Consider the following 18,306-nt stretch of genomic DNA (forward strand, 5'->3'; position numbering starts at 1 on the left):
GAGAGAGCGCCGTGATTATCACCACCGCTAAAAAGCCGGCCCCGTCTGTCTGTGCAGAAGCAGAGGCGAAGGCGCGGGCGTGGTGCGTGCCGTACGCAGCACGTGGTAAGCGATCGATCCGGCAATGGAAGCGGGAAACAAACGAGGATATTTATATTGTGGCATCTGGCGGCGACACGTATTACCCGCTAGGTGAAGCTGCCGAGCCGCTCGCGTTTCACCCGTCGATGGCGTGGCTGCGCGGCCTGCACGTTCACCGCGGCGGGAGCGACCCGCTGCTCGAGGCGGCAGACATGCGCGAAGGCGACACGGTGCTTGATGCGACACTCGGATTCGGCGCCGACAGCATTATGCTTGCCCTCGGTGCGGGAAAAAGCGGCACGGTGCTCGGCATCGAAAAGCAGCCGGTCGTGGCGTCGCTCGTCCGTAAAGGACTCCGGCTTCCGGGGGACTACCCCGGCTGGTTTACGGAGGCGATGCAGCGGATCACGGTCGTCCGTGGCGACAGTCTTCGTCTCCTGCGCCTGCTTCCCGAAAGCTCCATGGACGTCGTCTACCTGGATCCGATGTTTGCCAAAGCGGTGGACACAAGTCCGGCGATCGACCGGCTCCGCCCGGTAGCAGCCACCGACCCGCTGACAGAAGCGTGGATGGAGGAAGCGCTGCGGGTGGCCCGGCGCCGGATTGTCGTCAAAGACCATGCGGACAGCCCGCATTTTAAGCAGTATCAGTTAACCCCGGCCGGACGGCGGAGCCCCGCGGTCCGGTACGGATGGAAGGAGGCATACACGTGAAGCAACCGGTACTCGCCGTCGTCGGCCCGACCGCGGTCGGAAAAACAGAGCTCGGAATCCAGCTCGCCCACAAGTACGACGGCGAAATCATCAGCGGCGACTCGATGCAGGTGTATGAAGGCCTGACCATCGGCACCGCCAAGCCGACAATGGAGGAACGCAACCAGGCGCCGCATCATCTCGTGGACATGCTGTCGCCGGATACGCCGTATTCTGCGGCGGACTTTAAAGCCCAGGCCGAGCCGATTATCGAGCGGCTGCACGGGGAGGGCAAGCTTCCGATTATCGTCGGCGGCACCGGCATGTACATCCGGGCGCTCCTGCACGACTATTCGTTTTATGACGCGAAAAAGCAGGAAGGCGTGCGCGAGAAATGGGAGCTGTACGCGCGCCAGTACGGAAGCGCTGCGCTGCATGCGAATTTAGAGCGCCGCGACCCGGAGCGGGCGGCCGCGATTCACCCGAACAACGTGCGCAAGGTCGTGCGGGCGCTCGAAATTCTTGAAACGTCGGAAGAAGGACCAACTTTATCCAAAAAAATGCAAAAAAAGCATTCGCCCTACGCTTCATTCATGATAGGATTAACAATGAACCGTCCGTATTTGTATGAGCGGATCGAGCGCCGGATCGACCGCATGATGGAAGGCGGCCTCGAGCACGAAGCGCGCTGGCTGTACGAACGCTTCGGCGAGGAAGTCCAGGCCGCCCAGGCGATCGGCTACAAGGAATGGTTCCCGTATTTCCGTGGGGACGCGGACACCGAATGGGTCGCCGAGCGCATGAAGCGCAATTCCAGAAGATACGCCAAGCGCCAGCTCACCTGGTTCCGCAACAAAGAGGACACCCACTGGTATGATATTACCGATCGCTCCCGGCCGTTTGCCGACGAAGCGTTTGCTTCGATTTTGCGGCAGTTCGAGCGCGAGCATCGCTAATACATAAATCATTCAACTAAGCCCCGGCTGTGGAAGGAGATTCAAGCATGAAACAATCAGTGAACATTCAGGATCAGTTTTTGAACGTGGTACGCAAGGAAAAAATTCAGGTGACCGTCTTTCTGACGAACGGCTTTCAGCTGCGCGGCCTGATCAAAGCCTTTGACAACTTCACCGTCGTCCTCGACAGCGACGGCAAGCAGCAGCTCGTCTACAAGCACGCCATCAGCACCTTCGTCCCGCAGCGGACCGTCTCCCTGCAGACCGAAAGCGAGAGCGAAGAATAAAAAAAGAGCTTCCTTCAAAAGGAAGCTGCCGAAACCGTCTGTTCCTGTGGAAACAGGGGCGGCGGTTTTTGTAAAATTTTATCAGATAGACAATTCAGTTAAGATTAAATTAAGAAAAGAGCAATCAAGATGTATACAGATAAATATTTTAATAAATCATTGAAAATGGCTATGCATTATAGAAAATTATGTATTATAGAATATTTAATAAGAGATAATATTGTTACTCTTGAAAATAATACTGAACTTTACTTTCATGAATATATTCCTCTATTACATGATGATTTCTGTAATAATGATTTAAGAAAAAAATTATATAAATTAGTAAAAGTGCGAAATAAAATATGTCATATGAAAATTTTAAATTTCGAAGATGAGAGTCTCTTAAATACTTGCTTTGAAGAAATACTTATTATTGGAGAAATTAATTAATTATACTATCGGCTTGGATTATAAAATTCAAGAAAGATCCTTATATTTTTTAGAAATGAAAATATTACAATTTTTATTAATATTATGTAAATTAAAGCATGTTTTACCCTTAGTTTGATAAAAGTCAAAAATTGAATTTGAGGAGCTCAGTGATGCCCAGAATATTTGATAATATTAATCAAAAGTTATTAGTCGCTTTAAGGGAAACTTTAGATGTGTCGTATAAGGCAGATTTTTGTGTTGGTTATTTTAATTTAAGAGGTTGGCGAGATTTAGAATCTTATGTTGATAATTTTAAAGGGGGGGAAGATAACTGTTGTCGATTATTAATAGGTATGCAATCAGACCCGCATAAAGAAATGATGGAGGAACTGAGCTTTGTCAAAGATGAATCGAGAATAGATAACAAGAAAGTTATTAAAAAGAAAAAGAAAATAGCTGAGCAATTTAAAGAACAGCTGATATATGGAGCACCTAGTAGTAGAGATGAACAGAGTTTGAAAACATTAGTAAGACAAATTAAGGAAAACAAATTAAAAGTAAAAGTTTATTTGAGAACTAAGCTTCATGCCAAGTTGTATCTTATGCATCGAGTAGATTTTATCACACCACTTGTTGGATACGTAGGAAGCAGCAATTTAACTTTTTCAGGTCTTGATAAACAAGGTGAATTAAATGTAGATATTGTAGAGAACGATGCTGCAAATAAATTAAATGAATGGTTTGAAGAACGTTGGAACGACAAATTTTGTATAGACATATCAGAAGAAATTATTGATACTATTGAAAATAGTTGGGCTACATCTAAGGTTACTCCACCTTATTATATCTATGCCAAAATGGCATATCATTTATCTCAACAAACTAGAGAAGGAATTAGTAGCTTTAAAATTCCAGAAAATATATCAAATAAACTATTTAGTTTCCAAAACACAGCAATAAAACTTTCTGCTAATCACTTACTGAAAAGACGCGGTGTGATAATTGGGGATGTAGTTGGTTTAGGAAAAACGATGATGGCGACTGCTTTAGTGGCAATGCTAGAGGAGGAGTTTGATTCCGCTCTTATTATTGTTCCTAAAAATTTAATAGCTATGTGGGAAAAATATGTGAAAAATTACGAAATAAGAGCTAAGGTCATATCTTTAAGTATGGCTCATAAGTTAGAAAATTTAAGGAAATTTAGATTAGTAGTAATTGATGAGAGCCATAACCTAAGAAACAGAGAAGGAAAAAAATATAAAGATATTCAAAATTATCTTTTTAAACATGAGTCCTACGTAATTTTATTATCGGCTACCCCTTATAATAAATCATATTATGATTTATCTAATCAATTGCGTTTATTTGTAAATGATAATGAAGATTTAGGGATTAGTCCTGAAAAATTTATCAATGAAATTGGCGAAACAGAATTTATCAGAAGATATCAGTGTCATTTACGTTCTATTAACGCTTTTGAAAAGAGTCCCTATCCTGAAGATTGGCGCGAATTAATGAGTTTATTTCTTGTGAGGCGTACGCGAGGATTCATACAAGAAAACTATGGAAAAGTGGATAAGAATTCAAATAGGAAATATTTAGAATTTCAAGATGGTAGTAATTCATATTTCCCTGAGCGTGTTCCTAAGACAGTCAATTTCACCATGAATAAGGTTAATAAAAGTGATATTTATGCCCAATTATACGATGAAGCAGTAATAGATACTATTAATGATTTAAAATTACCGAGGTACGGATTAGCAAATTATGTTTCTTCTCAGAAGAAAGTTAATCCAAAACCAGAAGAAACAAAAAAAATAGCGGATCTTTCTAATGCTGGTCCACATTTAATTGGTTTCTCTAGAACTAATTTGTTAAAAAGATTAGAAAGCAGTGGCAAAGCTTTTAACAAATCTATTGAGCGTCATATTTTAAGAAACTATGTTTTCATTCATGCTTTAGATAATAATTTACCGATTCCTATAGGTACACAAGGCGCAAGTTTACTAGATGGAGATAATGAACAAGAAGAGTTAGAGATAGGAAATATCTTAACGGAAGAAAATAAAATATTTGAATCAAGTAAAACAAATGATAATTTTGAAGAAAAAGCAGCTACGATATACAATTTATATAAAAATAATTATTATAATAAGTTTTCATGGATAAATTCAAAACTATTTAAAAAGACATTAAAAAAGAATTTATTGAGTGATAATGATAAATTATATAGTGTTTTCGAAAAAAGTTTTTTATTAAATTATAAAAATGATAGTAAATTCAATGCTTTATTAAAATTAATAACAGAAAAGCATGCTGAAGATAAAATATTAGTTTTTACTCAGTATACAGATACAGCTGAATATTTAGAGCAATCATTAAAAAACTGTGCTATAAAAAAAGTAAAGAGCGTAACAGGTAATACTGAAAATTCTACTGAAATTGTAGAAAGATTTTCTCCTAAAAGTAATAACGAAGCCGTTGCTCAAGGTGACGAAATCCGTGTACTAATAGCTACTGATGTTTTGAGTGAAGGACAAAACCTTCAAGATTGTTCTATCGTAGTGAATTTTGACTTACCATGGGCAATAATTCGCTTAATTCAAAGAGCGGGACGAGTTGATCGTATTGGCCAACAAGCTCAAAAAATACTATGTTATTCGTTCTTACCTGCAGAAGGAATCGAAAGCGTAATTAGTCTGAGAAGTCGGGTTAAAGATAGATTACATATTAATTCGGAGGTTCTTGGCACAGATGAAGAATTCTTTGAAGGAGATGGACAAGGAAAAATTATTGATTTATATAACGAAAAAGCGGGAGTTTTAGATGAGGTAGACAATTACAAAGTTGACCTTTCTTCTTTTGCATATGAAGCTTGGAAAGAGATAATAGAGGTTAAGCCAGAGCTTGAAGATATAATTCCAAGTTTACCTCCGGTAATTTATTCTACCAAACACCATGAACCTAACACTTTAGAGCCAGAAGGGGTTCTTGTTTACTTCAAAAATAGTGACGGTAATGATGGATTGGCTTGGATTGATAAGGAGAATGATAAAATAATTACTCAATCTCCATTTACGATTTTAGAAGCAGCAAAATGTGAATTTAATGAAAAAGAAAGACCCCGTGACCGATTTCATCATGATTATGTAGAAAAAGCTGTATCGCAATTAGTGAATATCAATACTTCTTCAGGCGGACAATTAGGGCGACCTTCTGGTGCGAGATTTAAAACTTATGAACGTTTAAAGATTTTTCTTGAAGAGGGTTTACTCCTTGATTTCGAGAAGAAGCAAGTGAATACTGTTATTCAAGCAATATATAATTATCCGTTGCAACAACAAGCAATAAATACTTTAAATAAAAATTTAAAAAAAGGATTTGATAAGGAAGAATTATTTAATTTGGTTTTTGGTCTTTATAATGAAGAAAGTTTAATTATTGACTCAAAAGAAAATATTAAAGAAGAGCCGTTAATTCTTTGTTCTATGGGATTATTCATGAAATGAGGGGAAGTAATGATAAATAAAAAAAGAACACAAAAATTATTAGATCATTTTGATTTTGAAACATTATTTATTGAAGAGATGGGGTGGGTTAGCTTTAATGATAAAGCTATGAATTTTGAAATTGAAAAAGAATTTTTTACACTCACCCCTATTGCTAGGATGGGCGAATTTACAGTTTTTAAATGTTCTCCTGATAAAGAAGGCAATATACCCTTAAATAAAGTAAGGAAAAAAATAGAAAAAAGGGTGTCTCAATCTTATTATGAAAATTTTATTATTTTCATTAATGAAATTCAAACTGAACAAGTTTGGCAATGGGTGAAAAGAAAATCAGGAGTTAGTGAAATTTCAAGGCATATTAGGTACGAGCAAAATAAAAATTCAGAGTTGCTCATCCAAAAATTAAGCGCTATGTCTTTCTGGATAGATGAATTTAATGAGAGTGGAGAAGTAGAAGGTTATGAAGTGCGTAGCAGAGTAGAAAACAGCTTTGATGTAGAAGAAGTAACGAGAAAATTTTATGAACAATTTAAAAAAGAAAGAGATTCCTTTGTAGAGTTTATAGAAGGCATACCAGATAACGAATTAAAAAGTTGGTATGTTTCAGTTATTTTAAATCGTATTATGTTTATTTATTTCATACAAAAAAAAGGATTTCTAAATGATGATTATAATTATTTAAGGACTAAGCTTAATAAAAGTAGGGCACAAGGGGAAGACTTATTCTACAAAGAATTTTTAACAGCTCTATTTTTCGAAGGTTTTGCAAAAAAAGAAGAAAATAGAAATGAAATTATTAATAAAGTATTAGGTAAAATACCATTTTTAAATGGTGGTTTGTTTGCTGAACACGAAATAGAAAAAAAATTTCCCGATATTAAAGTAGAAGATAAGGCTTTTGAAAAAATCTTTGATTTCTTTGACAAATTTGATTGGCACTTAGATACAAGAAGATTAAGTAAAGGTAATGAGATTAACCCAGACGTTATCGGTTACATCTTCGAAAAATATATTAATCAAAAAGAGATGGGTGCTTATTATACTAAAGAAGATATAACCAATTATATGTGTAATAATTCTATATTGCCAAAATTACTTAAAAATTCTCTGGAAAAAAATTCATTACTTGAAGAAAATAATGAATTAAAGTTTAATTTAAGAATAAATCCTGATCGTTATATTTTTAATGCCTTGAAACACGGATGTTCGAATAAACTTCCAGATTACATAAGTAAAGGGATTCACGATATTAACCAGAGAGAAAATTGGAATTATGTTGCTAACAATAAATTTGGCCTTCCAAATGAACTTTGGAGAGAAGTAGTAGAAAGAAGAACGCATTATGAAGAAATAAAAAATAAGCTCATTACTGGAAAAGTTAATACAGTGGATTCGTTTATTTATTACAATTTAAATCTTTTACAGTTAACTATAGATTTAGTTGAGGAAACTGATAATACGGATTTAATTATATCATTTTATAAATCTGTAGAAAAAATAACTATATTGGATCCTGCTTGTGGTTCAGGGGCTTTTTTATTTGAAGCTATGAACACCCTGCAACCTGTGTACGAAGCTTTAATAGAAAAAATGGAAATAATAAACTATGAGCAGGTTTCTAATGAAAATTCAATGGAAAAAATTCCACTTTTTGAAAAAGTTTTAAATGAATTAAATAAACATGAAAATAAAGAATACTACGTATTGCGTAGTATAATTATAAAAAATCTTTATGGTGTAGATATAATGGAAGAAGCAACAGAAATTTGTAAATTAAGGTTATTTTTAAAACTAGTGGCACAATTAAAAGACGCTAATTATATAGAGCCCTTGCCTGATATAGATTTTAATATTAGAGCAGGTAACAGTTTAGTTGGTTTTGCTACTCAAAAAGAACTTGAAATAGCTATGAATACTAAATTAGACATTGATAATGAAAAAGAAATAATTAAAGCCAATGCTAACAAGGTAGCTACTCTTCATAACAAATTCCGCAATATTCAAGAAGGAAGTAGCTACAACAGTAAATGTATACAAGAAATAAAAGAAAATTTAAATGAGGAAATGAAAGACCTCTCTGAAAGACTGAACAAGTATTTAGCTCAAGGAAGATATGGAATTGACGTAGAAAATAATCTAAAATATGAAGAATGGATAAAAACACATAAACCGTTTCATTGGTTTATAGAGTTTTATGACATTGTAAATGCGAAAGGTTTCGATGTGTTGATAGGCAATCCCCCATATGTTGCTAAGAATAAGGTGAATTATAGTTTAATAGATTTTGAAACAAATTCCTGTAATGATATATATGCTCCATTTGTTGAGAGATCATTGTGCTCTTTGATAAATAATAAAGGTTATTTTTCTATGATTATTCCAATATCTAACGTATCTACAGAGGGTTATAAAAACTTAAGAGAAATTTATAGAAAAACAAATCGAACTTACTTTGCTGCGAATTTTGGAGTAAGACCATCAAAACTTTTCAACGGAGCTGATAAAAGAGTAACTATATTAACAGCCACAGAAAGGAAAAATGAATTCTCTTTTAATAATACGTCCTATAAGAGGTGGATGAGTTCAGAAAGGAAAAATTTGTTTGAACTAATATCGTATACTAGTATAGAAAAAGACTATTTTAATATAAGTGGTTTTCCTAAAATAGGAAGTGATATTGAAAAAACTATTTTAGAAAAGATGGATACAAATAGAAAAAAAATTCAAGCATACTGTAAACCTAAGTCATTTATAAAAGTAAATTATACAAGAAAACTACAGTATTTTATCCAATTTTTCATTGAACCACCGAGTATTTTCGATGAAAATGGAAAAAAAAGGCTTCCTTCAGAACTTAAGTCTTTGAATGTAAAGAATACTTTAGATAGAGATGTAATATTAAGTGTTTTAAATAGTAATTTATTTTTTTGGTATTATATTATCTTTTCTGATTGTCGTAATGTTAATCAAAGGGAAATACATAATTTTCCATTAGATATCGAAAAAATGAACGATGCTATTATATCTAAATTAATTCAACAGGGTAGAAATCTTTTACAAGACTTTAAAATTAATTCAGAAGAAATAGTACGAACAGATCAGCAATTAGGTAAGCTTAGAATTGAATCTTTTCAGCCTAGAGCATCAAAATCAATCGTAGACGAAATTGATTACATTTTAGCTGAACATTATGGCTTGTCGGAAAAAGAAACAGATTTTATAGTTAATCACAATATAAAATATAGGATGGGTCTAATAAACTAGCCTAAATAATATTACTTAAAATGTATCATAGAACTTATTTGCAAAATTACATTACATTTTATTTTTAGAGATTAGTGAAAGTTAGCCTAATATGGGAAAATAAAACATTGTGAACCAATATTTACAAGCATTTAGAAGTTGTAATAGTTCTTACACAAATAAGGAGCTGTGCCAAAAAAAGGCCAGCTCCTTATTTAATATTAAGAATAGATTCTTTGAGCTATAAGTTCTTTAAGGTCTATTGTATTTGAGTAAACATCGTTAAAAGTCATATATTCAAAAGCAGTATCTTTTCTACTAATTGTCATATAAGGTTTCCAATCTCTATTTTTTATAGACCAATTAATATATTGGAGTTGTTGCACATCATCTTCCCAATTCTCTACCCATTCAATACCAGTCTTACAATTAGTTATGATAGAAGTATGAAGATAAAGGGCTATAGAATTTTGAATAGGCTCATGACCTAATACATAATCTTTAACGTTGCCGGGTTCCGAAGGCAGCACTTCCCCTAACACTAGAAATAGCTTATCGAGAAAACTGAATAGCTTATCGTAATTATCTCGAACTAGTTGATCTTCTGTTTTGTTTAATGCAGGAGAACGTGAACCTATACCAGTTTCTCCAAACAAAAGAACTTTTATAAACTTTTTAAACCTAACACTTGTAGTAAAGGTTTTTTTATTTGGTCGAATGATACGGGCTTTTTCAAATTCAATGGTTAATTTGGTTTGAAGAGTCTTATTTGAATTATATAATTCTCTAGTAAGTAAATTCAGTATATCTCTATTATCGAATTTAGTAATTAAAGATCTTGATACTCGTTTAGCATTAGAATTGATATCTGTAAAAAGTTTTTTCTCGTCTTCTATAGATAACCCAAAATAAATTTGAGCAGTCAGATAGCTATTAGAAATTTTTTCTTTCTTCTCATTTAAAGTTTTTTTATCTTGCAAATAACGTTCTAAACCTTTAATTCTGTGCTGCCCATCAAGCACTATTAATTTCGAACTTTCGGGTAAAGTTAATATATTCTTTTCTTCATCCCAAAAAGGAGTAGGATCCTCGCGAAATGAAAATACTAAAGAAGGAAGAAAAATACCTGAATCAGTATCCATACTGTCAAAATAACTTACTAATTTAGGCATACGATGATAACCGAGGTCACGATTAACAGATTTATCAATTTGAGAGAAATTTAATATATCTTTTATTTTCATTTGGGTTGTCATAATAGCTTTATTATTACCGGGTGAAGCTATAGTTCCTTGAATTTCTAAACCTTCCATTAAGATTCACCTCTTATTTTTTCAAATTTATTCTGTAGAAAACTAGATATTTCTCTTATGGCTTTTAAAGAAGAATTAAAGTTATACTTTTTAGTTTTTTTGTTGTAGTTAGCGCTTTTTAAATTTTCGAATTCGCTATTTTTGTGACTCCAATCTACTTTATTTATAACTTTTTGAAACAAATATTCCATAGATGTATTTGGATATTTGAATTGGGTGTCATATATAAAGTAAGCAATTCCCATTATGATATTAGGTGTCATAATTATATATTTATTTCGATTTTCTCCATCAATAGGAGCGTATTTTCTTAATAGTGTTATGAATTCTTCTGATTTTTTCTGATGCATGGAATAATTTTGCTCGTTTAAAGAAGTTTTTTGTCTTAAGTTTAATGCACCATGATTTAAAATACGAGCGGTTTTATAAAAGGTAGAAACTGTCATAAGTTTAGTTGAAGTTGTTTTAGACCTTGTTTCTATGAGGTCTTGAGGTAAATTTTCAATTATTTCACGAATTAACTGTGCGTATAAATCATTTTTATTATACATAATAATCAAAGAAGAATTAACTAACGAAGCTTTTGTATTTATATCAGTGAACAATTGTTTTTCTTGAGTGGTGCTTAAATCTAGAAAAATTTGCACTGTAATAGGAAAGTTCATTATATAGTCATAATTCTTTCCTAGGTCGTCTATTAACTCCAAACGATTTTTAATATATTCAAAGGCTTTTATTCTATGTTGCCCATCTAATATAGCCATCGTTTCATTCATGTTTAAATTAAATTCATTGTTATTTTCATTGAAAAACCCTTTTCCTCTCGCGGAAAATATTAAGGGTGAAAAATATATATCATTACCATCTAATCCATATTGTATGTATTGGGCAATACTAGCTACTTTAACTTCATCTAATTCGCGTTGTACTTCACGATCAACTTCTAAAAATTTAATTACATCGTTTACTTTACATTGTACTGTTACTACATTGTGACCGAACTGATTCCCTTTAAACCCTTTTAACGTAATATAATTTGAATCATTTTTTGTTATCAGGTTAGATAAGTCCATAGTTGTCGCCCTCCTAATTAATTCATAAAAATTTTTCTTATATGAATATATAACTAATTAATAGTATGAAAATAAATCTATTGGACTATTCTATCATATGAATACACAGGTTTGATACTAGTTATTAGGAAGGGATTAACAAATAAAAATTTATTTAAGTACTATTATGCAAGTTCCTAATCTACAAATTTGAAGCATAAAAACCTCTTACATATTCACGATAGCGCATTTAATGTAACGGTCTTCACTAATGATCAGGAATTACATTTTACAATTTGAAACGACAGGTGGGAGGTGAATTATCATCTGCCTGGATCAGCGTCAGAAGGCGATTTTAAATCATTTGCTATAGGAGGATGCAGTCGTGAAAGTAGATCGTTAACGAAGCTGCTTGGTATCTCACAGCGTATCATTTATTACGAACTTCAACACATTAGGGACTGGCTCAAATGAAAAGAAAATTGTAAAATAGCTTCACTATGGGGAGTGGCTTGGGTTATCAAAGTTAGCTGGAAACTAGTTCTTAAGAGCTTTAAGTAAAACAATTCAGTCGATAGTAGTCTTTACTGAAAATTATAAAAAATTAAACTTAAAATTCTTAAAAATATAATATAATTTCTAAATTTGTAGTAGAATAGACCGTAACAATTCCCATTTAGAGGAAGGCGGTCTTTTTTATGTCTTTACACTCAAATAATTCGATATTAATTGTTTCAACATATTTAGAGTCAGAGGAAGTTTTATCGAGTTTAATAAGAAATCCTCTAACCGAAAATTCAATTGAGATAAAAACAATATCGGATACCGCTTATAATATTGTGCTTGAAACAAGAGATGTTCCTTTCTCTTTACTTAATAAAATAAATAATGTTGCTTTGATTGAGTCCCTTATAATAGATATAAATACTAATAATAGATTTCAATATTTTAAAAATATTAGCATTTCTAATGGGTTTGTCACAGCAATGCATCAAATGGTTAGTGAATTACGACTGGATGGCTGGAACAGTGAGAATTTACCAGGTAAAGCCTTTGCGCCAGTAAACAAGGGCGAAGATATTCGTATTCTTCTCGAAGGTTATGAAAAAAAGTTAGCAGAAAACGATTGGTTTGACGAAGCGAGATTGTATTCAGAAACTATCGAAGCTATAGAAAATAATGCGTTAGGTAATAATAACCATACATACTACATCTCACCAAATAAAGCGTGTAACTATCTAGAAACCTGTTTTATAAAACACCTAAAACTGGGGAGCGTAAAAGAATTACCTCTATACGATGCCGTTGCTGTAGACCGCCCAAAATCATTAAACGAGCATGCGGAATGGGAGAATAATAACGAATGGAAAGACTTTTGGGGAGGTAGCTCTCCCTCTATGAATGTGCAATTGTATCGAAGTGCGACGAAAGAGGTAGAAATAAAGGAAGCCTTTCAGCGAATACATCAAAATGCTGCTACTGCTGAGCAAACGCTATGGCTCTTTCCTGAGAACGAAGCTTATGAAAACCACTTGACTCATTTCTTAGATGCTAAAAACATTGCACATACAAGAGCTAATGGATTTTCGGCAATAAAAAGTACGTCTGGACAGTTGATCCAGGGAGTCAGCCAGTGGATTCACAGTCAATATAGTGCTAGTGAGTTATGTGCTATGTTGCGCGAAGGTATCATCAGTACTGAACAGCCAAACAAAATTGCTGCTGTATTAGAAAAAGCCGATATCCGTTGGGGAAAACCACAGTATGAAAAAAAATTAAACTATTATATAAATAGTTTAGAAGACGAGATAAAAATCAAAGAAGCTAGAGATGCCAAACGTTTTATCCGTTCTTTCTTTAAATTTATACCTGAAGAAGTCATCGAAATAGAGCAACAAGAATTTGCTCAAAGCATTATTCAATTAATCAATAAATTTAGTAAAGCATATAGCGCATTTGATGAAGTTTCTAAACAGAAGATCCTCGAATATCTGCAGCAAACGAGTGGATTTAACGAAGAAGCAGCCACTTCAAAGAAATTATTAAACGAACTCATTGAGTGGCTGTCTCCCTTAAAAGTATTGCCTTCAGGACCTAAAGCCGGCCACCTTCATTTAGCCCCTTTTTCCAAAGGACTGTTCGTGCAAAGAAACAACGTGCATTTCTTTGGTATGGACCAATCATCTGTGCCGGGGCAGGTAAGAGAAGATCCATTACTGTTAGATAAAGAACGGGAATCCCTAGGTGGAAGACTAACTACTTCAAAAGAAAAAATGACTGAAAAAATCTTTTGGCTCACGCAGCTCCTCATACAGCAGGAGGGAAAGCATGTAGGGTTAAGCTATACCACCTTTGATGCCATAGCAAATCGCTCTGTCTTTCCATCTAGCTTTTTTCTCCAAGCTTTCCGAAACATCTATCAATTGAAAAAAGCTTCACTAAAAGATATGGAAGAGCATCTGCCAATTTTGGCAGAAACCACAGGAAATACTGCTGTGGAAGAAAACCTTTGGAGAAGGGCACTCAAAAATCAGAAACATGTTCAAATTGGTGAAGATGCACAGGAGTTTTATCCGTTAGAAGCAGCAAAACAAGAACAGCGGGAGGCCCGCGAGAGAGAAACACTAACAGAGCATGACGGGAACGTACCTCTTCAAGAAGAGGCTTATGATCCAAGGGTAAATGAGGAGATTGCCATGAGTGCCGGGAAACTGGAACTACTGGGCAAGTGTTCTTACGCGTATTTCTTAAACAGTGTGTTAAAGGTGAATAAAAAAGAAGTACGGGATTTTGATCCATCCGTTTGGCTAGATGAAGCGGAACGGGGCACACTCCTGCACGAATTATACGAGACCTTTGTAAATAAATCGTTAGAGAAAAAGTCTAACTTATCCTGGGAAGCATTTTCACAGTTGGCAGAAGAAAAAGTTGAAGAATGGAAAAACGAAAATCAGCCGCCAAGTGAGCATGTTTTTGAACGGACGAAGCAAACTATAATACGGGCGTGTTACATCTTCTATCAAAATGAGCAGGAGAATGTAAGTACTAGAGTGCAGGCAGTGGAATACAGTTTCGGAATAGACGAAGATAAATTTGCGAAGATTCCGCTCTCTGATGGGACAGTTTTTCAATTAAGAGGAAAAATCGATCGAATAGAAAAAGCAACGGAGAAGAGTTTGCGCGTAATAGACTACAAGTCAGGAAAACCAACGCGATATTCTTTGATAAAGCCGTTTAAAGGCGGACGTATGCTACAGCATTATTTGTATGCAAAAGCGTTAGAGAACTTACGGGATTACGACGAAAAAGTTGTGGAGAGTGGCTACTATTTCCCCACTGATCGCGGTTACGGAGAAGCAGCAATACATGAAGTGACCAGCACCTATGAAGAACAAGGCGAAAATGTGCTCAATCATATGCTCAATACTGTGAAACACGGCGATTTTGTTATGACAGATGATCCTAAGGACTGCAAGTTTTGCGATTATGCGACCGTCTGCAAACGCGATCATTATGATGCAAATATTTTAAAGAAAAAAAATCAGGATGATAATGCCGCAGGGGTTCGGGCATACAGGGAGGCGAGAGAGGTTGAGTAATACAATAGCCGATCAAAAAGCACGGGAGCGAATCATCGAAGATCTGGACACGAACATGCTGGTAGAAGCGGGAGCAGGCTCGGGAAAGACCACAAGCATGGTTAGTCGAATGGGGGCTCTGATTATAACGGGAAAAGCAGAAGTAGCACAAATAACTGCCATCACGTTCACCAAAAAAGCAGCTGATGAACTGCGGTTTCGCTTTCGACAAACTTTAGAGGGAAAAGTGAAAGAGGCAGTAACGGATTCGGAACAAATAAATAGATGCCAGCAAGCGTTATTTAAAATCGATGAGTGCTTTATTGGCACGGTTCACGCATTTTGTGCTCGTTTATTGAGAGAACGCCCCATTGAAGCCGGGGTGGAGATCGCTTTCCGGGAAATTGAAGAGGATGAAGATGAAGAGCTTTTGTATGAATCATGGGTGGCCCATATTGAAAAACAGCAAGCAGCTTCTTCAGAGCAATATAAAATTCTGCAGGATATTGGTGTTTCAATGCCCGACCTTTTTCAAAATCTAAAATTATTGAGTCGATATCCCGAAGTCCAGTGGGTTCGAGAACAAACGACTAAACCCAATATAGATGCTGAGCTTTGGCAGCAGGTGGTTAATTTGTGTACAGAAGCGCAAAGCAAAATCACTTTGGATGAAAGAAAGCCAGATGACCTGGAAAAAATAATTGTAGAGTTTTTGCGAGAATGTAAATTCGCAGAGAACGATTCAGATAAAATATCTGCATTAGAATATTTTAAGAAATCAACCAAAGTCACACAAAAAAACTGGATCTCAAACGAGGAAGCTAAAGCGTTCAAATCAAACTTTGATGCCGTCATTGAAAGAGAAATTGAACCGCTGCTTACGCAATGGTACGAGTATAACCATTCACATATCCTAGCTTTTTTGGAAAAGGGATTAAAAGAGTATGAGCAGCTTAAATATGAAAAAGGTTGCTTGAACTATCAAGATCTCTTGTTAAAAGCTAAAGAGCTGCTCCAGTCACATACTCATGTGCGTGAAGACTTGCAGGAAAAGTACCGTTATCTGCTTGTAGACGAATTCCAGGACACCGATCCGATTCAGGCGGAAATCATGTTTTTGCTGACTGCGGAAGACCCAACATGTACAGAGTGGCAAACGTGTGTGCCAAAGGAGGCCTCGCTCTTTATCGTTGGAGACCCAAAGCAATCCATCTATCGTTTTCGTCGTGCAGATATTGATATGTATTTATCTGTTAAACAGCACCTTGAAAACACAGGGGGAGAAATACTGGCTTTAACTACAAATTTTCGAACGATTCCAGCCGTAACAAATCCATTTAACAGCTGGCTAGAATCCCAACTACCAGTGGAAGCTCATAAATATCAAGCCGAATACCAGCCGTTAATTCCAGATAAAAGTGATGCTGATAATAGTTGGGAAGGCTTTTTCATAAATGAGGTGGAAACTGGTGGAAATAGTGAAGTGATTGAAAACAGAGATGCTGAACAAATAGCCGCCCATATACAAAAAATGCTTAGTGAAGGACACGAGCCAAAAGATATGCTGGTGCTGCAGCGAAACAATAAATCATTGACCAAATACGCACGAGTTTTGGAAGAGTATGATATTCCGGTAAACGTTAGCGGAGAAATAGTGTATAAAGACATTCCTGAATTTGACGATCTTGCTTCTATTTTTGAAGCTGTAGCGGACGGAAGTAATGAATTAACTGTAGTGGCTGCGCTGAAAAGCGTGTTTTTTGCAGCTTCGGACGCTGAATTTTATGAATGGAATCATGCTGGAGGAGGTTTTCGAACGTACAGCGAGTCTCCATTCGGTGAGGATACTACGATAAATACTGCTTTAGAGAATCTACGTCATTATCAGCGGTATACTCGAAGTTATTCTGCTGCAGAAACAATGGTAGCGATTATTAAGGATATAGATCTGCTCAGACATCTTGCCTTAAATGGACGGGGAAAAGAATCGCTGCAGGGATATGATCTACTGATAGAAACACTAATGCAGAAATCTTTTTCTACATTGACGGATGGAGCCTTCTGGTACCATGTATGGATAGAAAAAACACAAAAAACGTTAGAGCAAAACATGCATGAAAACGCAGTTCGTGTAATGAATGTGCATAAAGCTAAGGGGCTGGAAGCTCTTATAGTGTTTCTAGCTAACCCTAAAGGTAGATTGAATGCTAAAGACCGAATCGATGTTCATATCGAGAGGGAAAATGAGTTAACTAAGGGTTATATTCTTTTTCAAAAAACTAATGGGTTTCAGAAGCGTCCTGTTGGCCAGCCACCCCAATGGGAAAAAGCAAAAGCAGAGGAAAACGAGTTCCAGGAGGCGGAAGCAGTACGTCTTTTATATGTAGCAGCTACAAGAGCAGAAAATATGGTAATCATTTCATCATCAGGTACGGATAATGCTAATTACTGGCAGCCATTATTAGAGAATATGGAAATAGGAGCGCTTGAAAATCAAGAGGTTGCTGCTAAGGAAATAGATGAACCGCTCATTGTAGATAAAAATCTTGTTGAGGCCAGCAGAAATTATGAAAGTGAACTAAATGAAGCAATTAAGCATTCGATAATAGAAGAGTGGTCTCCTACAGGTGATAAAGATCAGTCAATGCCAGCTATTGCAAGAGAAGAAGGCGGAGGAACAGAGTGGGGCACGTTTATCCACAGTGTCTTAGAAAAGGTAGTTCAGGGGAAAGCTGTAGACCGATTTATTCCGAACCTCGCATACCAGTATGAGTTCGATGAGAAGCAAATTCAAAAAGCGTTCTCGATCGTAGAAAGTTTTAAAGCCTCTGAACTCTATCAGGAAGTCAAAAATGCTCAAGCTGTTTATACGGAATGGCCATTTTATTTCGACTTAAGCCCTGAAGATGAAGGTTATACTGCTTTATTCGGGACAGAGAGAAAAACAAAAAGAGTGAAAGGGTTCATTGACTTGGTGTATTTAACCGAAAAGGGATGGAAAATTGTAGACTATAAAACGGATTTGTATATATACCAAGAAGATAAAGAGAAGCTGGAGTATTTTTATCAAAATCAGATTGAACAGTATAAAATTATTTGGGAGCTTATTAAAAAACAGGAAATACGTTCGACGAATATTTATTTTGCTCGTTAAACGATTCTAAAATTATAAAGGAGTGAG

At 35.9% G+C, this 18,306-nt stretch carries 10 protein-coding genes; 8 read left to right on the plus strand and 2 right to left on the minus strand.

The genetic code is table 11. The annotated features are described in order from the left end of the window. Positions 1 to 11 precede the first annotated feature (11 nt). The 6 genes from ACTRXI_RS00900 to ACTRXI_RS00925 all read left to right on the plus strand — a co-directional run bounded on the left by ACTRXI_RS00900 (position 12) and on the right by ACTRXI_RS00925 (position 9,203). Complete coding sequence (locus tag ACTRXI_RS00900) at positions 12 to 794, plus strand: class I SAM-dependent methyltransferase (protein WP_474260596.1); 783 nt, start codon at positions 12 to 14, stop codon at positions 792 to 794. Next, positions 791 to 1,729 (plus strand): tRNA (adenosine(37)-N6)-dimethylallyltransferase MiaA, encoded by a 939-nt coding sequence (gene miaA, locus ACTRXI_RS00905; protein ID WP_474260598.1) that lies wholly within the window; start codon positions 791 to 793, stop codon positions 1,727 to 1,729. Before ACTRXI_RS00900 ends, miaA begins: the two co-directional genes overlap by 4 nt. Before the next feature lie 47 nt (positions 1,730 to 1,776). Next, positions 1,777 to 2,016, plus strand: a complete 240-nt coding sequence (gene hfq, locus ACTRXI_RS00910) for an RNA chaperone Hfq (RefSeq protein WP_022792841.1) — start codon at positions 1,777 to 1,779, stop codon at positions 2,014 to 2,016. A 129-nt stretch (positions 2,017 to 2,145) separates the two neighbouring features. Further along, positions 2,146 to 2,448, plus strand: a complete 303-nt coding sequence (locus tag ACTRXI_RS00915; protein WP_474260600.1) for a hypothetical protein — start codon at positions 2,146 to 2,148, stop codon at positions 2,446 to 2,448. A 152-nt stretch (positions 2,449 to 2,600) separates the two neighbouring features. Then, the gene (locus ACTRXI_RS00920) at positions 2,601 to 5,939 is read left to right on the plus strand and encodes a helicase-related protein (RefSeq protein ID WP_474260601.1); all 3,339 of its coding nucleotides are present in this window, start codon (positions 2,601 to 2,603) and stop codon (positions 5,937 to 5,939) included. Between the two features lie 9 nt (positions 5,940 to 5,948). Further along, positions 5,949 to 9,203, plus strand: a complete 3,255-nt coding sequence (locus ACTRXI_RS00925; RefSeq protein ID WP_474260602.1) for an Eco57I restriction-modification methylase domain-containing protein — start codon at positions 5,949 to 5,951, stop codon at positions 9,201 to 9,203. Positions 9,204 to 9,403: 200 nt separating this feature from the next. Here ACTRXI_RS00925 and ACTRXI_RS00930 read toward each other — a convergent pair whose 3' ends face one another. After that, positions 9,404 to 10,495 carry a DNA sulfur modification protein DndB gene (locus ACTRXI_RS00930; protein ID WP_474260603.1) on the minus strand — a complete coding sequence of 364 codons (1,092 nt, stop codon included), beginning with the start codon at positions 10,493 to 10,495 and terminating at the stop codon, positions 9,404 to 9,406. Beyond that, a complete protein-coding gene (locus tag ACTRXI_RS00935; RefSeq protein WP_474260604.1) occupies positions 10,495 to 11,568 on the minus strand; it encodes a DNA sulfur modification protein DndB in 1,074 nt (357 codons plus the stop codon). The genes ACTRXI_RS00930 and ACTRXI_RS00935 overlap by 1 nt, the downstream gene beginning before the upstream one ends. A gap of 677 nt (positions 11,569 to 12,245) precedes the next feature. Between ACTRXI_RS00935 and ACTRXI_RS00940 the strand changes: the two genes are divergently transcribed. Together ACTRXI_RS00940 and ACTRXI_RS00945 are read left to right on the plus strand one after the other, a co-directional pair. Further along, complete coding sequence (locus ACTRXI_RS00940) at positions 12,246 to 15,146, plus strand: PD-(D/E)XK nuclease family protein (protein WP_474260605.1); 2,901 nt, start codon at positions 12,246 to 12,248, stop codon at positions 15,144 to 15,146. Beyond that, positions 15,139 to 18,279, plus strand: coding sequence for a UvrD-helicase domain-containing protein (locus tag ACTRXI_RS00945; protein WP_474260606.1), 3,141 nt, complete (start codon positions 15,139 to 15,141; stop codon positions 18,277 to 18,279). Before ACTRXI_RS00940 ends, ACTRXI_RS00945 begins: the two co-directional genes overlap by 8 nt. Positions 18,280 to 18,306: the final 27 nt, after the last annotated feature.

Source organism: Marinococcus sp. LNHM4E3-1 (assembly GCF_056034405.1).